Genomic DNA, 19,060 nt, shown 5'->3' with positions numbered 1-19,060 from the left:
AGCAGTGGAATATGCGACCTGTGCCGCTGCTTGGTGCCCTCAGTTCAGCGGAATGTCGATCTCGGCCTTGTTGGCCTGGTAGTCGCCAGAGAGCGCTTCATAAAGTGCTGCAATCTTGCCGATGCGCGCCTCCAGCCGCCCGCGTTCCGCCTCGGGCAGCGCCCGCACCAGCCTGCGGATCGAAAAGCTCTTCCAATAGGCGTTCTCGGCATTGTAACCGCCGGGATCGAGGGTGAAGACCTCTTTCAGGATTTTCAGATCGTGCGGGATGGCAAAACTGTCGCGCGAATCCTCGTGGCTGAACAGATAGTAGAAATTGTCGAAACCGGTCCAGGTGATCGCCGACAGGCAGAGCGAACAGGGCTCGTGCGTGGCCAGGAAGATGGCCTCCTTGGTGTCGACACGTTCGGCTTTGGGCATTTCGTAGAAGCGTTTCAGGCAGTGCACTTCGCCATGCCAGAGCGGGTTTTCGATCTCGTTGTTGGTTTCGGCCAGCACCAGCGAGCGGTCGCCTTTCTTCAGGATCGCCGCGCCGAACAGCTTGTTGCCATGGGCGACGCCTTCCTGCGTCTTCGGCACGATGTCGTGCTCGATGACGTCGAGCAGGCGGTCGATCAGCGAAATGTCGGTCATCAAAGGATCTCGTCGGGGAGATGAATCTCGTAGGCGTGCGAAAAATGGAATTCTTCGAGATTGGAGCCGTCGCCGCCACGGTCGACGATCAGGAAATCCTGGGGCTCACCCAATGGCGTCAGTACGCCGTGCCATAGATTGCGTGAATAATTGATGCCTTGCCCTGGCTTGGTGATGAAGGCATGCGGCTCGGCCGGACCGTCCTTGCCGTCATGACAGACGACGACCAGGAACGGTCGTGGCGACAGCGGGACAAAGGCCTGGCTGCCGAGCGGGTGACGCTCGACCATGGTCAGCGCCAGCGGCAATTCGTAAGGCGTGCCGCGCACCATCGAGATCAGCACGCGCGCATTCGGCCCCACGGCCTCGGCGGTCGCCAGATCATGGTAGCGCTCGGCCTTGCCGCCATTGATCGGGTAGTGGTTGTCGCCGCCCATGTCGATGACATCGCCGAACGGGGCAAAGCCCTCGCGGGTCAGCGGCCGCGCGACGATGCGGGTCACGGCGCACGCCCTGCGATCCCGGCACTGCCGAGCTTGGCGTGCCGGTTGACGTCCTTGTAGAGCAGATAGCGGAATTTTCCCGGTCCGCCGGCATAGCAGGCCTGCGGACAGAAGGCGCGCAGCCACATATAGTCGCCGGCCTCCACCTCGACCCAGTCCTGGTTGAGCCGGTAGACGGCCTTGCCTTCCAGGACATAGAGCCCGTGCTCCATGACATGGGTCTCGGCAAAGGGAATGACCGCGCCCGGTTCGAGGGTGACGATGGTCATGTGCATGTCATGGCGCATGTCGGCCGGATCGACGAAGCGCGTCGTCGCCCAACGGCCGTCGGTACCGGGCATCGGCGTCGGCCCGATGTCCTGCTCGTTGGTGAAGAAGGCTTGTGGGACCTCGAGGCCGCTGACGGGCTCATAAGCCTTGCGTATCCAGTGAAAGCGGACAGCCGCATTGCTTTCGTTGCGAACAGTCCAGCCGCTCGACGGCGGCAGGAAGGCGAAGCCGCCCGGCCGCAAGACATGTCTTTCGCCGGCAAGCAGGACGGTCAGTTCGCCTTCGACCACGAACAAGGCGCCCTCGGCGCCGGCATCGGGTTCCGGCCGGTCGCTGCCACCGCCGGGCGCGATCTCGACGATGTACTGCGAAAACGTCTCGGCAAAGCCCGACAGCGGCCTCGACAATATCCAGACGCGGGTCTTGTCCCAGAATGGCAGGGCGCTGGTGACGATGTCCTGCATCACGCCCTTGGGGATGACGGCATAGGCCTCGGTGAAGACGGCGCGGCCGGTCAGAAGCTCACTCTGGCCGGAATGGCCGCCATGTGGAGCATAATAGGTTCGCTCGGGCATTCTGATCGTATCCATGGGTTCAAACCTATTGCGGAAGCATGTCCTTGAGGCGGAAGAGTGCGATGCGCTCGACCTGTTTGCAGGCGGTCTCGAATTCGACGCCGCGGCTGTTGCCGATGCGCCTTTCGAACTCCGCCAGGATTTCTTGCCTGGTCTTGCCCTTCACCGCGACGATGAACGGGAAACCGAAGGTGGTGACGTAGGCGGCGTTAAGCTTGGAAAACAGCTCGCGCTCCTTGTCGGTCAGCGCATCGAGGCCGGCCGAAGCCTGTTCCCTGGCTGATTCCGCCGTCAGCCGCCTGGCCCTTGCCAGCTTGCCGGCAAGGTCTGGATGGGCGTTGAGCACGCCCAGCCGCTCCGTTTCGCTTGCGGCGCGGAAAACGCGGCAGAGCGCATTGTGCAGGCCGCCGGCGCTGTCGTGCGCCGGGCCAAGTTCCAGCTCGTAGGCGCGCTCGGCTATCCACGGCGAATGTTCGAAAACGCCGCCGAAAGCATGCACGAAGGCCTCGAATTCCATCCTCGAAGGGCGCAGCACCGGCTGCTTGTATGGATGGGTCTCGCGCCAATGCCTGGCGATGTCGATACGCCGCGCCAGCCAGACCTTGTCGTGCGACTTCACATAGTCGACGAAGCGCTTCAGCGCCGCCACCCGCCCCGGCCGCCCGACGAGGCGACAGTGCAGGCCGATATTCATCATGCGCGGCCGCCCAGCCTTGCCTTCGGCATAGAGCGTGTCGAAACTGTCCTTCAGATAAGCGAAGAACTGGTCGCCCGAGTTGAAGCCCTGCGGCGTGGCGAAGCGCATGTCGTTGGCATCGAGCGTGTAGGGGATGATGAGCTGTGGCCTGTCGGTCCCGTCATCCGCGAACCAGTAGGGCAGTTCGTCGTCATAAGTGTCGGAGACGTAGTCGAAGCCGCCTTCCTCCGCCACCAGCCGCACGGTGTTGACCGACGTCCGGCCGGTGTACCAGCCCGTCGGGCGCGTGCCTGTCACTTCGTAGTGCAGCCGGATCGCCTCCTTGAGGTCGCGGCGCTCGTCCTCGGCGCTGTGGTCGCGGTAGTCGATCCATTTCAGCCCGTGCGAGGCGATCTCCCAGCCGGCATCCTGCATCGCCGTCACCTGATCGGGCGAGCGGGCGAGTGCCGTGGCGACGCCGTAACAGGTCACTGGCACCTCGGCCTCGGTGAACAGGCGAAGCAGCCGCCAGAAGCCTGCCCGCGCCCCATATTCGTAGATCGATTCCATGTTCCAATGGCGTTGGCCCGCCCAGGGAGCCGCGCCGACGATTTCCGACAGGAAGGCTTCCGAAGCCTTGTCGCCATGCAGGACGCAGTTCTCGCCGCCTTCTTCGTAATTGACGACGAATTGCACGGCCACATGCGCGCCACCGGGCCATTTGGGATCCGGCGGATTGGCTCCGTAGCCGCGCATGTCTCTGGTGTAACGCATCGTCCCTCCCACGGGGCATCGCCCGAAGTATGATCAGGATATCGAAAGGGTGCTTCTCGCATTCCCCCGAAAATTTTTGAAAGTGTTTTTGTCGCACTCCGCTCGACCGGGACTTATGCATCGCCTTTAATTGGCGCACAATTCATCAGCAATGTTTGGCTGTACCGGCCGGTTTGTTCGTATTGGAATGGGAGGCGGACAATGGCAGAAACGTCGAAAATCGATGGCGGGCGTCTGACGACCCATGTCCTGGATACGGCAACCGGCAAGCCCGCGGCGGGATTGTCGATCGCGCTCTACCGGATCGATGGCCCGGCCAGGACGCATCTGAAGACGGTCGCCACCAACGCCGATGGCCGTTGCGACGCACCGCTTTTGGCCGACGCGGATTTCCAGACCGGCGAATACGAGCTGGTTTTCGCCGCTGGCGACTATCTGCGGCGCCAGGGAACGAAACTGCCCGAGCCGGCCTTCCTCGACACCGTGCCGATCCGCTTCGGCATGGCGGATGCCGTGCACTATCATGTGCCGCTGCTCGTCTCGCCCTACGGCTATTCGACTTACAGGGGGAGCTGAGACGTGGCCGAGGTCAAGATCCGTAACGATATTCGTGTTATCCTCAACGGCAGGGATGTCGTGCTGTCATCCGTGGCGCCTGACGCGACCTTGCTCGACTGGCTGCGGCTCGACCGATCGCTGCGCGGCACCAAGGAAGGCTGCGCAGAGGGCGATTGCGGCGCTTGCACCGTGCTGGTCGGCAGGCTTTCCGCCGGCGAACTGGTCTATGAAAGTGTCAACGCCTGCATCCGCTTTCTGGGTTCGTTGGACGGCACCCATGTCGTGACGGTCGAGCATCTCCGTGGAACGCCGGGCCAGTTGCACCCGGTGCAGCAGGCGATGGTGGATTTCCACGGTTCGCAATGCGGCTTCTGCACGCCAGGTTTCGTCATGTCGCTTTACGGCTTGTGGATGAAATCACCGGAACCGTCGGACGCGGCCATCGAAAAGGCCTTGCAGGGCAATCTCTGCCGCTGCACCGGCTATGAGGCGATCATGCGCGCGGCTCGCGCCATCTCCAGCTACGGCAAAGCACAGAAGGATCCGCTGGCGCTGGAGCGTCAGTCGATCATGGCCAGACTCGAGGCGATGGGCGACGGCGCACGGATCGAGATCGGCGCCGGCAAGGCGCGGCTCGTCGTGCCGGCTGACGTTGACGATTTCGCCGCCGTGCTCGACAAGGAACCGGGCGCCACCATCGTCGCCGGCTCGACCGATGTCGGTCTCTGGGTGACCAAGCACATGCGCGATATTTCGCCTGTCATCTTCATCGGCAATCTCGACGGGCTGTGCGCCATTGCCGAGGACAAGGACGTGATCTCGATCGGCGCCGGCGTCACCTATTCCGATGCCTTCGCGATGCTGTCGAAACGCATCCCGGCGCTCGGGCCATTGTTCGATCGCATCGGCGGCGAACAGGTGCGCAACATGGGCACGATCGGCGGCAACATCGCCAATGGCTCGCCGATCGGCGACACACCGCCGCCATTCATCGCGCTCGGCGCGCGGCTGACGCTGCGCCGTGGAAGCAAGCGGCGCACGATCCCGCTCGAGGATTTCTTCATCGCCTATGGCAAGCAGGACCGGCAGGCCGGCGAGTTCGTCGAGGCCGTGCATGTGCCGGTTCCGGCAAACGAAACGAAGTTCGGCGTCTACAAGATCACCAAGCGCCGCGACGAGGATATCACCGCCGCCCTCGGCGCGTTTTTTCTGACCTTGGCCAGGGACGGCACCGTGGCCGATATCCGCATCGCCTATGGCGGCATGGCGGCGACGCCGAAGCGGGCTGCGGCGGTCGAGAAAGCTCTGCTCGGCAAACCCTGGACCGAAGAAACAGTCGAGGCGGCGATGACCGAATACGCAACGGATTTCACGCCGCTCACCGACATGCGGGCAAGCGCTGAATATCGGGCTTTGGCGGCGAAAAACTTGTTGCTGCGTTTCTTTGTCGAAACCACCGGCACCAGGGCACCGTTCCAGGTGTCGCGCAACGAGGCGGCATGATGAACAAGCACGCCAGCGCCAATTTAAAGGCCGAAAAGATCGTCGGCGGCGTCGCCACAGACCAGCGCCATGATTCCGCGCACAAGCATGTCAGCGGCAGCGCCGTTTACATCGATGATATGCCCGAACCGGCGGGCACGCTGCATGGCTGCCTCGGCTTGGCCACGGCCACGCATGCCGCCATCGCCAAAATGGACCTGTCGGCGGTGCGCGCCGCCCCCGGCGTGATCGACGTGCTCACGGCAAAGGATGTGCCGGGCGAGAACGACATTTCGCCGACCGGGCGCCATGACGAGCCGGTACTCGCCGACGGCAAGGTACAGTTTTTCGGCCAGCCGATCTTTTGCGTGATTGCCGAGACGCGCGAGCAGGCGCGGCGCGCCACGAGGCTGGCAAGGGTCGAATACGAGGAATTGCCTTTCGTCACCGACATCGGCGCGCTTGATCCGAGCAAGGACAAACTCGTCACGCCGCCTCTGACGCTGAAGCGCGGCGACGCGGCTGCTGCGATCCGTCAGGCCCCCCGCCGGCTGAAAGGAAAAATGCGCGTCGGCGGCCAGGAGCATTTCTACCTCGAAGGGCATATCGCGATGGCGGTTCCCGGCGAGGATCAGGACGTCACCATCTATTCCTCGACGCAGCATCCGAGCGAAGTCCAGCACATGGTTGGTCATGCACTCGGCGTGCCGAGCAACGCCATTACCGTGGAAATGCGTCGCATGGGGGGCGGCTTCGGCGGCAAGGAAACGCAGGGCAACCAGTTTGCAGCGCTGGCCGCGATCGCAGCCAAGAAGCATCATCGGGCAGTGAAAATCCGGCCCGATCGCGATGACGACATGATCGCCACCGGCAAGCGGCACGATTTCCTCATCGACTACGAAGCCGGCTTCGACGATGAGGGCAATATTCTCGGCGTCGACTTCATGTTCGCGGCGCGCTGCGGCTTTTCTGCGGACCTTTCAGGCCCGGTCACCGACCGCGCGCTGTTCCACTGCGACAACACCTATTTCTGGCCGGCTGTGCATGCACAGTCGGCGCCGCTCTACACCAACACGGTCTCGAACACCGCCTTTCGCGGCTTCGGCGGCCCTCAAGGCATGGTCGGCGCCGAGCGTATCATCGACGAGGTGGCGTTTGCCGTCGGCAAGGACCCGCTTGAGATCCGCAAGCGGAATTTCTATGGAACCGCCGACCGCAACGTCACGCCCTACCACCAGGCGGTCGAGGACAACATCATCCACCGCATCGTCGCGGAACTGGAAGAAAGCGCCAGCTATGCAAGGCGCCGGCGCGAAATCTCGGCCTTCAACAACAACAGCCGCTTCATCAAGCGAGGCCTCGCACTGACGCCGGTCAAATTCGGCATCTCGTTTACCGCCACGCATTACAACCAGGCCGGCGCGCTGGTGCATGTCTACACCGACGGTTCGGTGCATCTGAACCATGGCGGCACCGAGATGGGGCAGGGCCTCAACGTCAAGGTGGCGCAAGTGGTGGCGCAAGAGTTCCAGATCGATCTCGACCAGGTGAAGATCACCGCGACGACCACCGGCAAGGTGCCGAACACCTCGGCCACCGCCGCGTCGTCCGGCACCGACCTCAATGGAATGGCGGCGCAGAATGGCGCCCGCCAGATCAAGGACCGGCTGACCGATTTCGCCGCCGAGAAATACCAGGTGCCACGCGACCAGGTGCTGTTCCTGCCCAACAGGGTGCGAATCGGCAACCAGGAGATACCTTTCGCCGACCTCGTCAAGCAGGCCTATATGGCCCGCATCCAGCTTTCGGCGGCCGGCTTTTACAAGACGCCGAAGATCCACTGGGACCGCGACAAGGGCGAGGGCCGTCCTTTCTATTATTTCGCCTATGGCGCCTCCTGCTCGGAAGTCTCGGTCGACACGCTGACCGGCGAATACATGGTCGAACGCACCGACATCCTGCACGAGACGGGCCGCTCGCTGAACCGCGCCATCGACCTCGGCCAGGTCGAGGGCGGCTTTATCCAGGGCATGGGCTGGCTGACGACCGAGGAACTGTGGTGGGATGACAAGGGCCGGCTGCGCACGCATGCGCCCTCGACCTATAAGATCCCGCTGGCGTCGGACCGGCCTAAGATCTTCAACGTGACACTGGCCGATTGGCCGGAGGCCGGTGAGCCGACGATCCATCGCTCCAAGGCGGTCGGCGAGCCGCCCTTCCCGCTCGGCATGTCGGTGCTGCATGCCCTGTCCGACGCGGTGGCAAGCGTCGCCGACCACAGGATCTGTCCACGTCTCGATGCACCTGCGACACCGGAACGCGTGCTGATGGCGATCGAGCGGCTGAAGAAAGAGGCGAAGACCTGACTCCGGCAAAACGTGCAAAACAGGCCGAAAAGGCCTATATTTCCCGACAGGGAATGTAAAAAATGAACACGACTGTGCAAAGCCTGAAAGCCTTTCTTGGCCAAACCGGCCGGGTCGCGCTCGTCGAGGTCGCGGCGACGAAGGGCTCGACGCCGCGCGAGAAGGGCGCCTTCATGCTCGTCTCGCAAGCAGCGACATCGGGCACGATCGGCGGCGGCCAACTGGAATATATGGCCATCGACAAGGCACGGCAGATGCTGGGCTCTTTACCCTCCTCCTTGCGGGGAGGGTCGGCGAGCGGACGCCGCGAAGCGGCGTCAGCGAAACGGGGCGGGGGAGCGGCGTTCACAGATCCCTCGACGACGACGTCGTCCAACCCTATCCACAAGGGGGAGGGTGAAGAGACCCGCCCCGACGCCCACGTGATCCTCGACGTGGCGCTCGGTCCGGAGATCGGCCAATGCTGCGGCGGGCGCGTCGAGGTGTCGATCCGCCTCGTCGATGCGACGTTGGCGCAGGAGCTGATTTCGGCCGCGGAAATCGAGCAGGCTGAACTGCCTTATGTCTACATTTTCGGCGGCGGCCACGTCGGCCAGGCGCTGGCCTCCGCGGTCGCCCTTCTCCCTGTGCGTGCCGTCGTCATCGAAACACGGGCCGACGCGCTTGAAGGAATGCCGCAAGCCATCGAGACGCGGCTGACCCCGATGCCTGAAGCCGAGGTGCGCAACGCGCCTGCAGGCAGCGCCTTCGCCATCCTCACCCATGATCATGCGCTGGACTTCCTGATTGTCGCCGAAGCCCTGAAGCGTGGCGACACCGCCTATGTCGGCATGATCGGCTCGAAGACCAAGAAAGCGACGTTCAGGAACTGGTTGCTGAAATCGGCGGAGGGTACGGAAGCGCAGTTTGCCCGCCTCGTTTCCCCAATTGGCGGTGACGCCGTGAAAGACAAGCGCCCATCCGTCATTGCTGCGCTAGCGGCCGCCGAGATCATGACGGCGCTGGTCAATCACGGCGCCGCGTCAAATGCCGGACGTCAGATGCCGCATGATAGGACGTTGGCCGGGTAAGGTCACGTCGCGGCTATACCGGTTGCTTCAAGCCCAGATGATCGCGCAGTGTGCGGCCCTCATACTCCCTGCGAAACAGGCCGCGCCGCTGCAGCTCCGGCACAACTAGGGTGGCGAAGGCATCGAGTTCGCCGGGGAAATATGACGGCATGACGTTGAAGCCGTCCGCCGCACCGCCCTCGAACCGGGCCTGGAGTTCGTCTGCGATCTGCACCGCGGTCCCGACGATGCGCCAATGGCCGCGTGCGCCGGCGAAATGGCGGGCAAGCTGGCGGATGGAAAGGCCGTCGCGGCGCGATTGCTCGATGACCAGGGCCTGCCGGCTTTTCATGCCTTCGCTCTCCGGCAATTCGGGCAGCGGCCCGTCGAGCGGATAGCGCCGAAGATCGGAGATGCTGAGATAGCTGGACAGCAGCGCTACGCCGACGTCATCGGGGATCAGCTCCTGCAGCTCCTCGTATTTCGCCCGCGCTTCCGCTTCGGTTTCCGCCACCACCGGGGCGACGCCGGGCATGATCTTGATGTCGTCCGGTTCGCGTCCATAGGCCGCCAGACGGCCCTTGAGATCGTCGTAGAAAGCCTTCGCTTCCGCGAAAGTCTGCGCGGCGGTGAACACCACATCGGCGGTGCGAGCGGCGAGATCGCGGCCGACATCCGAGGCGCCGGCCTGAACCATGACCGGGGCGCCCTGCGGCGAACGCGGCAAATCGAGTGGATCGCACACCGAAAAGCTCTGGCCGTCATGGCCGGAGGCGCCGAGCTTGCCGTGCCAAAGCCTGGTGACGACTTCGGCGAATTCTCGTGCCCGTTCATAACGATCGGCGTGGGGTCTGAGACCCGTTGCGCCGAAGTTGGCGGCCTCGATCGGGCTGGCCGACGTGACCAGGTTCCAGCCGGCGCGCCCGCCGCTCAGCTGGTCGAGCGAAAGGAAGGTTCGTGCCAGCCCGTAAGGCTCGTTGTAGCTGGTCGAAGCCGTGGAGACGAGGCCGATGCGGCTGGTCTGGACAGCGAGTGCGGAAAGCAGGCTGATCGGCTCGAAGCCGATCGAACGCGAGGTCTGGCTGGCGATGCTGACATCGGCTTCGCGCAGGCCGGCCGCATCCTCGCAGAACAACAGGTCGAATTTCGCCGCTTCCGCCGTGCGCGCCAGCGCGACGTAATGATCGATGTCGATCCCGGCCTTCACATGGGCCTGGGGATGCCGCCAGGCGGCGATATGGTGGCCCGTCGCCCACAGAAAGACGCCGAGCTTCATCTGGCGCGCGGTCATCGGTCGCCTCCGCCGCTGAGTCCCAGATGCGAGCGCAGCGTTGTGCCCCCATGGCTCTGTCGAATCACGCCGCGCCGCCGCAGCTCCGGCAGAACGCGATTGGTGAAATCGTCGAGCGCTGAAATGTGCGCGGACAGCCGGATGTTGAATCCGTCGCAATTGTTCGCCCGGAATTCTTCCTCCATCCTGTCGGCCAGCCCGGCGACGCCGTTGGCGGCGAGGGATATGTCAGCCAATATTCTCACGGCATCCGGTTCGCGCCCGGACGCGGAAACGCGGCGCCTGAATTCGTCATGGCGTGCCCTGCGCCGCGCTGCCTGCCTTTCGTCCAGCAGGATGACATCGGCTGTGCGCGCGGCAATGTCGAGGTCGCCTGCCGCCAGGCCGGACAGGACCAGAACCGGCGTATCCTGCGGCGAGCGCGCCACGTTCAGCGGTCCGCGCACGGCGAAGAATTCGCCCTTGTGGTCGAGTTGGTGCATTTTTCCGGGATCGTGAAAGCGGCCGCTGTCTTTGTCGAACAACAGCGCGTCCGCCTCCCAGCCATTCCACAAGCCCTGGACGATGCCGATGTATTCCTCGGAGCGGCGGCGAAACTCGTCGCTGGAAAATCCATCCGGCCGGCTGAAATTGGCCGCCTCGCTCGGCGCCTGCGCCATCGTTGCGTTCCATCCGGCGCGACCGTGGCTGATGATATCGAGCGAGGCGAACCGGCGCGCCAGATTGTAGGGCTGGTGGGCAACCATCGACGCGGTGGCGACCAGCCCGATCCTGCTCGTCACGGTCGCCAGTGCGGCAAGCAGGGTCGTCGCTTCGAACGGGTTGCCCGACCCGGCCCTGCCCGGCGGCGCATCGTCGAGAACAATCATGTCCAGCCCGGCCGCTTCCGCCCGCTGCGCGAAGCCGGCCAAGTCGCTGAAGGTGAGCGCGCCGGCCTGCCCGGCCGTGGAGGCAATGTTGAGCGAAACGGTGAGATGCATTGTGGCTAGCTCGTCAGTCGGCGCAAAGCCCATCGGCCATGAGGCGGCATCCGCGAACCTAAGTTCGCCTTCGCGCAAGGCAACCCTTGCGACTGGGCCAGGAGCCGCTCACTTGCCGACCAGTATGTCCTTGATCAGCCGCTGGCAGCGCTCGGCCATGAAATCCAGCAGCAGGCGCACCTTCGGGTCCTGCAGCTTCTTGTGCGGATAGACGGCGGCGAACTGCACCGGCGTCGGCGGCGTGCCGGCCAGGATGATCCTCAGCCGCCGGTCGCGGATGAACGGCTCGACCTCGAAGCGCGGCTTGTTGATGATGCCGCGCCCCGACAGCGCCCAGCCGGTCAGCACGTCGCCATCGTCCGTATCATAGGGCCCGTGCACCTCGAATTTCTGCGGTCCGTTCGGCGTCTGCAAGGTCCAGACATATTCGCGCGCGCCGGAATAGCGCAGCATCAGGCAATCGTGCTTCCTGCTGATCAGTTCCTGCGGCTCGGCCGGCTCTCCGCGCGCCTCCAGATATTTGGGTGCCGCCACCAGCACCCGCTCGCATTCCATGATGCCGCGCATCCTGAGGCTGGAATCTTCGATGATACCGAGTCGGAAGGCGACGTCGATGCCCTCTTTCATGATATCGACATTGTGATCCGAGAGCCTCAGCCGCACTTCGATATCAGGATATTTGTCGTGGAAATCGGGAATACCCGAGGCGACCAGGCGGCGGCCGAGGCCGAGCGGCGCGGTCACGCGGATGGTGCCGCGCGGCTGACCGGAAAGGGCCGAAACCGCGGCCTCCGCCTCGGTGATCGCTTCCAGCACCTGCTTGGCGCCGGTGTAGAACACCGTGCCATGCTCGGTCGGCATCAATTGTCGTGTCGTGCGGTTGAACAGCCGCACACCAAGGTGCTTCTCCAGCTCCTTGATTCGGTTGGAAGCAACCGCCGGCGAAATGCGCATGTCGCGCCCGGCCGCCGACAGATTGCCGAGCTCGACCACGCGGACGAAGACGGCGATGTTGTCGAGATAGGCCATGCGGTTCAGGGGCTTTCAATCAAGCTGTGTGCGAGCAACCTAGTATTTTCCAATTTTTTTTGAAAGTCATCGCACACCTCGCCTCTTTCCGTTTGCGCGCCACACCGTAAAGTCGCTTCATCGGCAGGGACGACTTCAATGATGGATTTCGCTATTTTCTGGGACTGGCTGAGCTTTGCCGTGCGCTGGCTGCACGTCATCACCGGCATCGCCTGGATCGGCTCGTCCTTCTATTTCGTCGCGCTTGATCTCGGTTTGCGCCAGCGACCGGGCATGCCTGTCGGCGCCTTCGGCGAGGAGTGGCAGGTGCATGGCGGCGGCTTCTATCACATCCAGAAATACCTGGTCGCGCCGGCCGAGATGCCGGAACACCTCACCTGGTTCAAATGGGAATCCTACGCCACCTGGCTGTCCGGCTTCGCCATGCTGTGCGTGGTCTACTATGCCGGGGCCGACCTGTTCCTGATCGATCCCAACGTGCTGCCGATGTCTGTGCCGGTCGGGATCGTCCTGTCGATGGCGACGATCGGCGTCGGCTGGGTGATTTATGACCTGCTCTGCCGTTCGCCGCTGGGCAAAAGCGATACAGGCCTGATGCTGGTGCTCTACTGCGTGCTGGTGTTCATCGCCTGGGGACTGACCCATCTGTTCACCGGCCGCGCCGCTTTCCTGCATCTGGGCGCCATCACCGCCACGATCATGTCGGCCAATGTCTTCATGGTCATCATCCCCAACCAGAAGATCGTCGTTGCCGACCTCATCGCCGGCCGCAAGCCGGATCCGAAATACGGCAAGATCGCCAAGCAGCGCTCGCTCCACAACAATTACCTGACGCTGCCGGTGCTGTTTCTGATGCTGTCGAACCATTACCCGCTGGCGTTCGGCACTGAGTTCAACTGGATCATCGCCTCCCTGGTGTTCATCATCGGCGTGTTGATCCGCCACTACTTCAACACCGTGCACAAGCGCGCCGGCAACCCGCACTGGACCTGGCTGGGCGCCCTTGTCCTGTTCCTCATCATCGTCTGGTTGTCCACCGTGCCGAAGGTGTTGACCGGCGAACCGAAGGCGTCCGCCTCGGCGCAAGTCTATATCGCTTCGGCCCATTTCCCGGCCGTGCGCGACACCGTGCTCGGCCGCTGCTCGATGTGCCATTCACAGGAGCCGGTCTACGAGGGCATCTACCATGCGCCCAAGGGCGTGATGCTGGATACAGACGCCGGCATCGCCGAGCATGCCCGCGAGATCTATCTGCAGGCCGGCCGCAGCCATGCCATGCCGCCCGCCAATGTCAGCCAGATCACCGACAAGGAGCGGGCGCTGCTGGTGGCCTGGTTCGAAGGCGCGGGGAAATAAGCATGACATCGACACTTCTGCGTGGCCGCACGCTGTCCTTCGTGCGCTGGCCTGAAAGCATCGATGATCATTCCGCCTGGCGCTACGAGGAGGATGGCGGCCTGCTGATCCACGACGGCGGGATCGTCGCTGCGGGCGCTTACGTCGATGTTGAAAGGAAGGCAGGCGAGACAACGAGAAGGATTGATCACCGGCCGCATCTGCTGCTTCCGGGCTTCATCGATGCCCATGTGCATTTCCCGCAGATGCAGATCATCGCCTCCTACGGCGCGGAACTGCTCGATTGGCTGAACGCCTACACTTTCCCGGAGGAGACGAAGTTCGCCAATGCGCAGCATGGCCGGCGCGTCGCGCGGCTATTCCTCGACGAGATGGTGCGCCACGGCACCACGACGGTTGCCGCCTACTGTTCCGTGCACAAGGCCTCCGCAGAAGCTTTCTTCGCCGAGTCGCATGACCGCAACATGCTCAACATCGCCGGCAAGGTGATGATGGACCGCAACGCGCCCGATGGCGTGCTCGACACGCCGCAATCGGGCTATGACGACAGCAAGGCGCTGATCAAGGAGTGGCACGGCAAGGGCCGGCAGCTTTATGCCATCACCCCTCGCTTCGCGATCACCTCGTCGCCGGAGCAGATGGAGATGGCCGGCGCGCTATGCCGCGAATACCCCGACCTGCACATCCAGACGCATCTGTCGGAAAACCATGCCGAGATCGCCTTCACGCAGGAGCTTTATCCGTGGTCGCGCGATTACACCGACGTCTATGAGCATTACGGGCTGTTGGGTAGAAAGAGCCTGCTCGGCCATTGCATCCATCTGTCGGAGCGGGAAGCGGACGCGCTTTCGGACAGCGGCTCCGTAGCCGTGTTCTGCCCGACCTCGAACCTTTTCCTCGGCTCCGGCCTGTTCGATTATCAGCGCTACCGCACCCGCGATAAAGCCCTCCGCATCGCCGCCGCCACCGATGTCGGTGGCGGCACCAACTATTCCATGCTGCGCACCATGGACGAGGGCTACAAGGTGATCGCGCTGAACGGCGAGAAGCTGAACCCGTTCCAGTCCTTCTGGCAGGTCACGCGCGGCAACGCCGAGGCGCTGTCGGTGGCGCAAAGGATCGGCACGCTGGAGGAAGGCACCGATGCCGATATCGTCGTGCTGGACGCCAGGGCGACGTCGTCGATGCGGCTCAGGATGGAGACCGTCGAGACGCTGGCGCAGGAACTCTTTCTCTTGCAGACGCTGGGCGATGATCGCGCCGTGCGCGAGGTCTATGTGGCGGGTCGGCCGGCAAAAACCGATTTGGCAATTTAGAACGTGACGGCGCGTTCCTTGCTTGACCCGGGCTTGACCCAGCGGCAACCATCCGTCAAAGCGTGCGGCGACGTTGAAAGGGGAACGACATGGCCGTTGCCGAAGACATCGCTCTGATCAAGAGACAGGAGGAAGTCCTTGTCTTTCCCGCCTTCGACGAGGCAGTCGCGTTCAGTGTCGGGTCCGCGATCCGCGACAGGGCGCTCACCGAGAATCTCCCGGTCATAGTCGACATCAGGACCTTCGACCGGCCGCTGTTCTACGCCGCCATGCCGGGCTCGAACGCTTCCAATCCCGACTGGGCGCGGCGCAAGATCAACGTCGTCAAGCGGTTCCTGAAAAGCACTTACCGCATGGTGCTGGAACAGCAGCGCCCCGACCGCACTTTCAAGATCGGCGAGGGCCTGGATATTGCTGACTACGTGCTGGCCGGCGGCGGCTTTCCCGTCACGGTCAAGGGTGTCGGGGTCATCGGCGTCATCGCCGTCTCCGGGTTGCCGGAGCGCGAGGATCACGGCGTGGTGGTCGATGCGCTGTGTAATCATTTGGGCCTCGACAAGCGCGAACTGGTATTGCCGCCGGAAGAAAAATCGTGACATCGGCGCCGCCCCTCATCCGCCTGCCCGTCCTTCGCAGCAGCTGCGCTGTAGCTGCTGCGGGTGGAAGTGAAACGCTCCACCGCTGGCTATCCCCCTATGCCCGTTCTTCACGGGGAGAGGGTCGGGGTGAGGCGCAACGTCAGCTCTGCAAGAATGCGCGAAACGCTGCTGGCTGCCGGATATGACCATTCTCGATCCCAAATCCTTCCTCACCTCCATCTTCAACGCCGCCGTCGCCGCCGCCGATCCGGAAAAGACCATCCGCTATCATTTGCCGGTCAGGCCCAAGGGCCGCACCATCGTGATCGGCGCCGGCAAAGGCTCGGCGCAGATGGCGGCGGCCTTCGAGAAAGCATGGGACGGCCCGCTCGAAGGACTGGTCGTCACCCGCTACGGCTATGACGCGAAATGTGAGCGCATTGAGATCATCGAGGCGGCGCATCCGGTGCCGGACGCCGCCGGGCTCGAGGCTTCGCGGCGGCTGCTCGGGAAGGTGCAAGGGCTGACCGCCGACGATCTGGTGGTGGCGCTGATTTCCGGCGGCGGTTCGGCGCTGCTGCCGTCACCGGCAACCGGCCTGACATTGGCCGACGAGATCGCCGTCAACGAGGCGCTGCTGGCGTCGGGCGCGCCGATCGCGGCGATGAACACCATCCGCAAGCATCTTTCCACCATCAAGGGAGGCCGGCTGGCCGCCGCCGCCTGGCCGGCCAAAATGGTGTCGCTGGTTGTCTCCGATATTCCCGGTGACAATCCGGCGCTGGTCGCATCCGGCCCGACCGTTCCCGACACCGGCAGCCGGGCGGATGCGCTGGCGTCGATATCAGCCTACGGCATGAACCTGCCGGCCTCGGTCATGGCGCATATCAATTCACCGGCCGCCGATGCACCAATTCCCGGGGATGAGCGCTTTTCGCGCAACGAGGTGCATCTGATCGCCTCCGCCGGCGTGTCGCTCGAAGCAGCCGCAGCGGAAGCGAGCCGACAGGGCATGGAAGCTGTCATTCTCTCGGATGCCATCGAAGGCGAAGCCCGCGAGGTGGGCGGGGTTCACGCGGCCATCGCGCGCGAAGTAGCGACACGCAATCGGCCTTTCTCAAAGCCGGTGCTGATCCTGTCCGGCGGCGAGACCACGGTGACGCTGCGTGCCAAGGGGAAAGGCGGCCGCAACTCCGAATTCCTGCTCGCCTTCGCCATCGGCATCAATGATGTGAAGGGCATTCACGCCCTGGCCGCCGACACCGACGGCATCGACGGCTCGGAGGACAATGCCGGCGCCTTCGCCGATGGTTCCACGGTCGCGCGCATGCGCGCGGCCGGCATCGACGCCAAGGCGATGCTGGCAGGCAACAATGCCTGGACGGCTTTCAACGCGGTCGGCGATCTGTTCGTGCCCGGTCCGACCGGCACCAATGTCAACGATCTCAGGGCCATCCTGATTCGCTAATCGTTTGGATCAGGCAGCCATCAGCCGCTTCACCTGCTTCATGTCGTCAAGGAACCGTTCTCGCTCGGCCTCCTTGTCCGCACGGTCACGGATGCGCAGGATGAAGGATGGATGGATGGTGATGAACACACGCGTGCCATCTTCCCGCTCGATCGCCTGGCCGCGCATCTTCGTCACCGGAACCGCCTTGCCGAGCAGCGACAATGCCGCCGTTGCGCCAAGCGCCACGGCAAGGTTCGGTTTGATCAGTCCGAATTCCTGGTCGAGCCACCAGCGGCACGCCTGAATCTCGCCGGCGTTCGGCTTGGAATGAATGCGACGCTTGCCGCGCGGCTCGAACTTGAAGTGCTTGACCGCATTGGTGACGTAGACTTTCTGGCGGTCGACCCCGGCGTCGTCCAGTATGGCGTCGAACACCCTGCCGGCCGGGCCAACGAAGGGAGCGCCGGCGAGATCTTCCTGATCGCCGGGCTGCTCGCCGACGAAAATCACCTTGGCGCCGTCAGGCCCTTCGCCGAACACGGTCTGCGTCGCATCGCGCCACAGCGGGCAGCGGTGGCAAGCCTTCGCTACCTCACGCAGCTCCGAGATCGAGGTGACATCTGGCAGTGGCTCGTCGGACGGCCCGGAAATGCGCCTGGCCGGCCTCTTCGCTTCATGCGTTTGGCCTGTGGTCGCCATCATCCTGTCCTGTCGGTTCTGACACTGAAATGGACGGGAAGGGCGATGGTTCCTCCGAGGGCTCAGACCTCGTGCAGATAGAGGTGATAGTCCAGCTCGCTGACCGTGCGCGCCACGCGCAGGTATTCGGACTGCTTGATCGCCACGAAGGTGCGGTGCAGGTCTTCGCCAAGCGCGCCTTTGAGGAAGCTGGACGCTCTGGCCGCCTCGATCGCCGCGCGCCAGTCGACCGGCATGGTCGTGCGCGTCACCGCCGCCTCATAGCCGTTTCCGGTCGTCTCGGGGCCGGGGTCGAGGCCTTCGTCGAGCCCTTTGACGATGCCGGCAAGCACGGTTGCCGCGATCAGATAGGGGTTGGCGTCGACGCCCGACGGCCGATGCTCGATGCGCCGGTTCCTGGCGTCGCCCGCCGGCACGCGCAGCGCCACCGACCGGTTGTTGACGCCCCAGGTCGGCGCCACCGGTGCATAGGATTGGGAGACGAAGCGCCGCCAGGAATTGGCGTGCGGCGCAAACACCAGCATCGATTCCGCCATGGTCTGGATCAGGCCGCCCAGCCCGCGCAGCAGTGGCAGCGACCAACTCTCGCCACCGGCCTCCGAAAAAACGTTTCGGCCAGCCTTGTCCTGCAGCGAGACGTGGAAATGCATGCCGGAGCCGGCATATTTCTCGATCGGTTTGGCCATGAAGCAAGCGGTGACGCCATGGCGGCGCGCCTGCGCCCGAACCAGCCGTTTCAGCATGACGAGGTCGTCGGCCGCCCGCATCACATCCTTGCGGTAGTTCAGCGTCAATTCGTACTGGCCGGGCGCATATTCGGAAATCACGGTCTCGGCCGGAATGCCCTGTGCCTTGGCCGCGGCATAGATGTCGGTAAACAGCGGCTCCATGCCGTGCAGATGGTCGACCGAGTAGACCTCGGTCTTGCCCGAGACGCGGCCATCCAGCACGGCGTGCGCCGGCTGCACCTTGCCGTCGCTGTCGCGCTCATTGGCGAGGAGAAAAAATTCGAGCTCGAAGGCGCCGGCCGGGTACAGCCCCTTGGACGCCAATATGTCGACCTGCCTTGCCAGCGCCAGCCGCGGGTCCGATGACATCGGCGCGCCGTCGAGATGATACATCGCCATCAGCACCTGGCCGCGCGGCGGGTTGGTCCCGTGGAGCGGCACCAGCGTGCCAGGAATCGGCCAGGCGCGCAGATCGCCGTCGCCGGTGGTCCAGATCAGCCCGGTCTCGTGCACGTCCTCGCCGGTGATGTCGAGGCCGAGGATCGAGATCGGCATGTGCCGGCCGCCTTCGAAGATGGCTTTCAGCTCGTGCCGGCGCACGATCTTGCCACGGCCGACGCCGTTGGCATCGGTCAGCACGATATCGAAGGCTTCGATCTCAGGATGGGCGTCGAGAAAGGCCTGCGCCTCGGTGGGCGTCGAGCCCGAAGGTGAAGTCATGATGGAGCCCGGCCTGGCTTGCGCGCC

The 19,060-nt window shown here is 63.9% G+C and carries 17 protein-coding genes; 8 read left to right on the top strand and 9 right to left on the bottom strand.

The window, feature by feature from the left end; genetic code table 11:
• Positions 1 to 39: 39 nt before the first annotated feature.
• From FJ940_RS27415 to puuE, 4 genes are read right to left on the bottom strand one after another with little or no spacing between them, the layout of a single operon-like run.
• Complete coding sequence (locus FJ940_RS27415; protein WP_140658472.1) at positions 40 to 633, bottom strand: nucleoside deaminase; 594 nt, start codon at positions 631 to 633, stop codon at positions 40 to 42.
• On the bottom strand, positions 633 to 1,136 hold the full coding sequence (locus FJ940_RS27410) for an ureidoglycolate lyase (protein ID WP_140501180.1): 504 nt from the start codon (positions 1,134 to 1,136) through the stop codon (positions 633 to 635). The genes FJ940_RS27415 and FJ940_RS27410 overlap by 1 nt, the downstream gene beginning before the upstream one ends.
• A complete protein-coding gene (locus FJ940_RS27405) occupies positions 1,133 to 1,996 on the bottom strand; it encodes a bifunctional allantoicase/(S)-ureidoglycine aminohydrolase (protein ID WP_140658470.1) in 864 nt (287 codons plus the stop codon). Before FJ940_RS27405 ends, FJ940_RS27410 begins: the two co-directional genes overlap by 4 nt.
• A gap of 10 nt (positions 1,997 to 2,006) precedes the next feature.
• Positions 2,007 to 3,431 carry an allantoinase PuuE gene (gene puuE, locus FJ940_RS27400; protein ID WP_140658468.1) on the bottom strand — a complete coding sequence of 475 codons (1,425 nt, stop codon included), beginning with the start codon at positions 3,429 to 3,431 and terminating at the stop codon, positions 2,007 to 2,009.
• A gap of 201 nt (positions 3,432 to 3,632) precedes the next feature.
• Between puuE and uraH the strand changes: the two genes are divergently transcribed.
• The 4 genes from uraH to xdhC all read left to right on the top strand — a co-directional run bounded on the left by uraH (position 3,633) and on the right by xdhC (position 8,907).
• Complete coding sequence (gene uraH, locus FJ940_RS27395; protein ID WP_140501174.1) at positions 3,633 to 4,007, top strand: hydroxyisourate hydrolase; 375 nt, start codon at positions 3,633 to 3,635, stop codon at positions 4,005 to 4,007.
• A gap of 3 nt (positions 4,008 to 4,010) precedes the next feature.
• Positions 4,011 to 5,492: a xanthine dehydrogenase small subunit gene (gene xdhA / locus FJ940_RS27390; RefSeq protein ID WP_140658467.1), complete on the top strand. Its 1,482-nt coding sequence runs from the start codon at positions 4,011 to 4,013 to the stop codon at positions 5,490 to 5,492.
• Positions 5,492 to 7,837: a xanthine dehydrogenase molybdopterin binding subunit gene (gene xdhB, locus FJ940_RS27385; RefSeq protein ID WP_140658494.1), complete on the top strand. Its 2,346-nt coding sequence runs from the start codon at positions 5,492 to 5,494 to the stop codon at positions 7,835 to 7,837. Before xdhA ends, xdhB begins: the two co-directional genes overlap by 1 nt.
• Before the next feature lie 62 nt (positions 7,838 to 7,899).
• Entirely contained in the window at positions 7,900 to 8,907 is a 1,008-nt protein-coding gene (gene xdhC, locus FJ940_RS27380) for a xanthine dehydrogenase accessory protein XdhC (protein ID WP_140658466.1), read from the top strand.
• 13 nt (positions 8,908 to 8,920) lie between these two features.
• On the opposite strand, the gene FJ940_RS27375 is transcribed toward xdhC, so the two are convergent.
• The 3 genes from FJ940_RS27375 to FJ940_RS27365 all read right to left on the bottom strand — a co-directional run bounded on the left by FJ940_RS27375 (position 8,921) and on the right by FJ940_RS27365 (position 12,186).
• The gene (locus tag FJ940_RS27375; RefSeq protein WP_140558763.1) at positions 8,921 to 10,177 is read right to left on the bottom strand and encodes an LLM class flavin-dependent oxidoreductase; all 1,257 of its coding nucleotides are present in this window, start codon (positions 10,175 to 10,177) and stop codon (positions 8,921 to 8,923) included.
• Entirely contained in the window at positions 10,174 to 11,157 is a 984-nt protein-coding gene (locus FJ940_RS27370; protein WP_140558762.1) for an LLM class flavin-dependent oxidoreductase, read from the bottom strand. The genes FJ940_RS27375 and FJ940_RS27370 overlap by 4 nt, the downstream gene beginning before the upstream one ends.
• 108 nt (positions 11,158 to 11,265) lie before the next feature.
• Complete coding sequence (locus FJ940_RS27365; protein ID WP_140558761.1) at positions 11,266 to 12,186, bottom strand: LysR family transcriptional regulator; 921 nt, start codon at positions 12,184 to 12,186, stop codon at positions 11,266 to 11,268.
• Between the two features lie 138 nt (positions 12,187 to 12,324).
• Between FJ940_RS27365 and FJ940_RS27360 the strand changes: the two genes are divergently transcribed.
• The 4 genes from FJ940_RS27360 (at position 12,325) to FJ940_RS27345 (ending at position 16,904) form a co-directional block, all read left to right on the top strand.
• Entirely contained in the window at positions 12,325 to 13,542 is a 1,218-nt protein-coding gene (locus FJ940_RS27360; RefSeq protein WP_140658465.1) for a urate hydroxylase PuuD, read from the top strand.
• Between the two features lie 2 nt (positions 13,543 to 13,544).
• Complete coding sequence (guaD, locus tag FJ940_RS27355) at positions 13,545 to 14,858, top strand: guanine deaminase (RefSeq protein ID WP_140525601.1); 1,314 nt, start codon at positions 13,545 to 13,547, stop codon at positions 14,856 to 14,858.
• 89 nt (positions 14,859 to 14,947) lie between these two features.
• The gene (locus FJ940_RS27350; RefSeq protein ID WP_140580611.1) at positions 14,948 to 15,454 is read left to right on the top strand and encodes a heme-degrading domain-containing protein; all 507 of its coding nucleotides are present in this window, start codon (positions 14,948 to 14,950) and stop codon (positions 15,452 to 15,454) included.
• A 184-nt stretch (positions 15,455 to 15,638) separates the two neighbouring features.
• Positions 15,639 to 16,904: a glycerate kinase gene (locus FJ940_RS27345; protein WP_140525599.1), complete on the top strand. Its 1,266-nt coding sequence runs from the start codon at positions 15,639 to 15,641 to the stop codon at positions 16,902 to 16,904.
• A gap of 9 nt (positions 16,905 to 16,913) precedes the next feature.
• Here the strand turns inward: FJ940_RS27345 and FJ940_RS27340 are convergent, their stop codons facing one another.
• Positions 16,914 to 17,651: a UdgX family uracil-DNA binding protein gene (locus FJ940_RS27340; RefSeq protein ID WP_281405890.1), complete on the bottom strand. Its 738-nt coding sequence runs from the start codon at positions 17,649 to 17,651 to the stop codon at positions 16,914 to 16,916.
• Positions 17,648 to 19,033, bottom strand: a complete 1,386-nt coding sequence (locus tag FJ940_RS27335; RefSeq protein WP_140501251.1) for a glutamine synthetase family protein — start codon at positions 19,031 to 19,033, stop codon at positions 17,648 to 17,650. The genes FJ940_RS27340 and FJ940_RS27335 overlap by 4 nt, the downstream gene beginning before the upstream one ends.
• Between the last annotated feature and the right edge of the window lie 27 nt (positions 19,034 to 19,060).

Origin of the sequence: Mesorhizobium sp. B2-3-7, assembly GCF_006442695.1 — a bacterium.
In the GTDB taxonomy this organism is placed as follows: Bacteria; Pseudomonadota; Alphaproteobacteria; order Rhizobiales; family Rhizobiaceae; genus Mesorhizobium.
The sequence above is the reverse complement of the archived record's forward strand: the minus strand, read 5'-3'. Positions and strand labels throughout refer to the sequence as shown.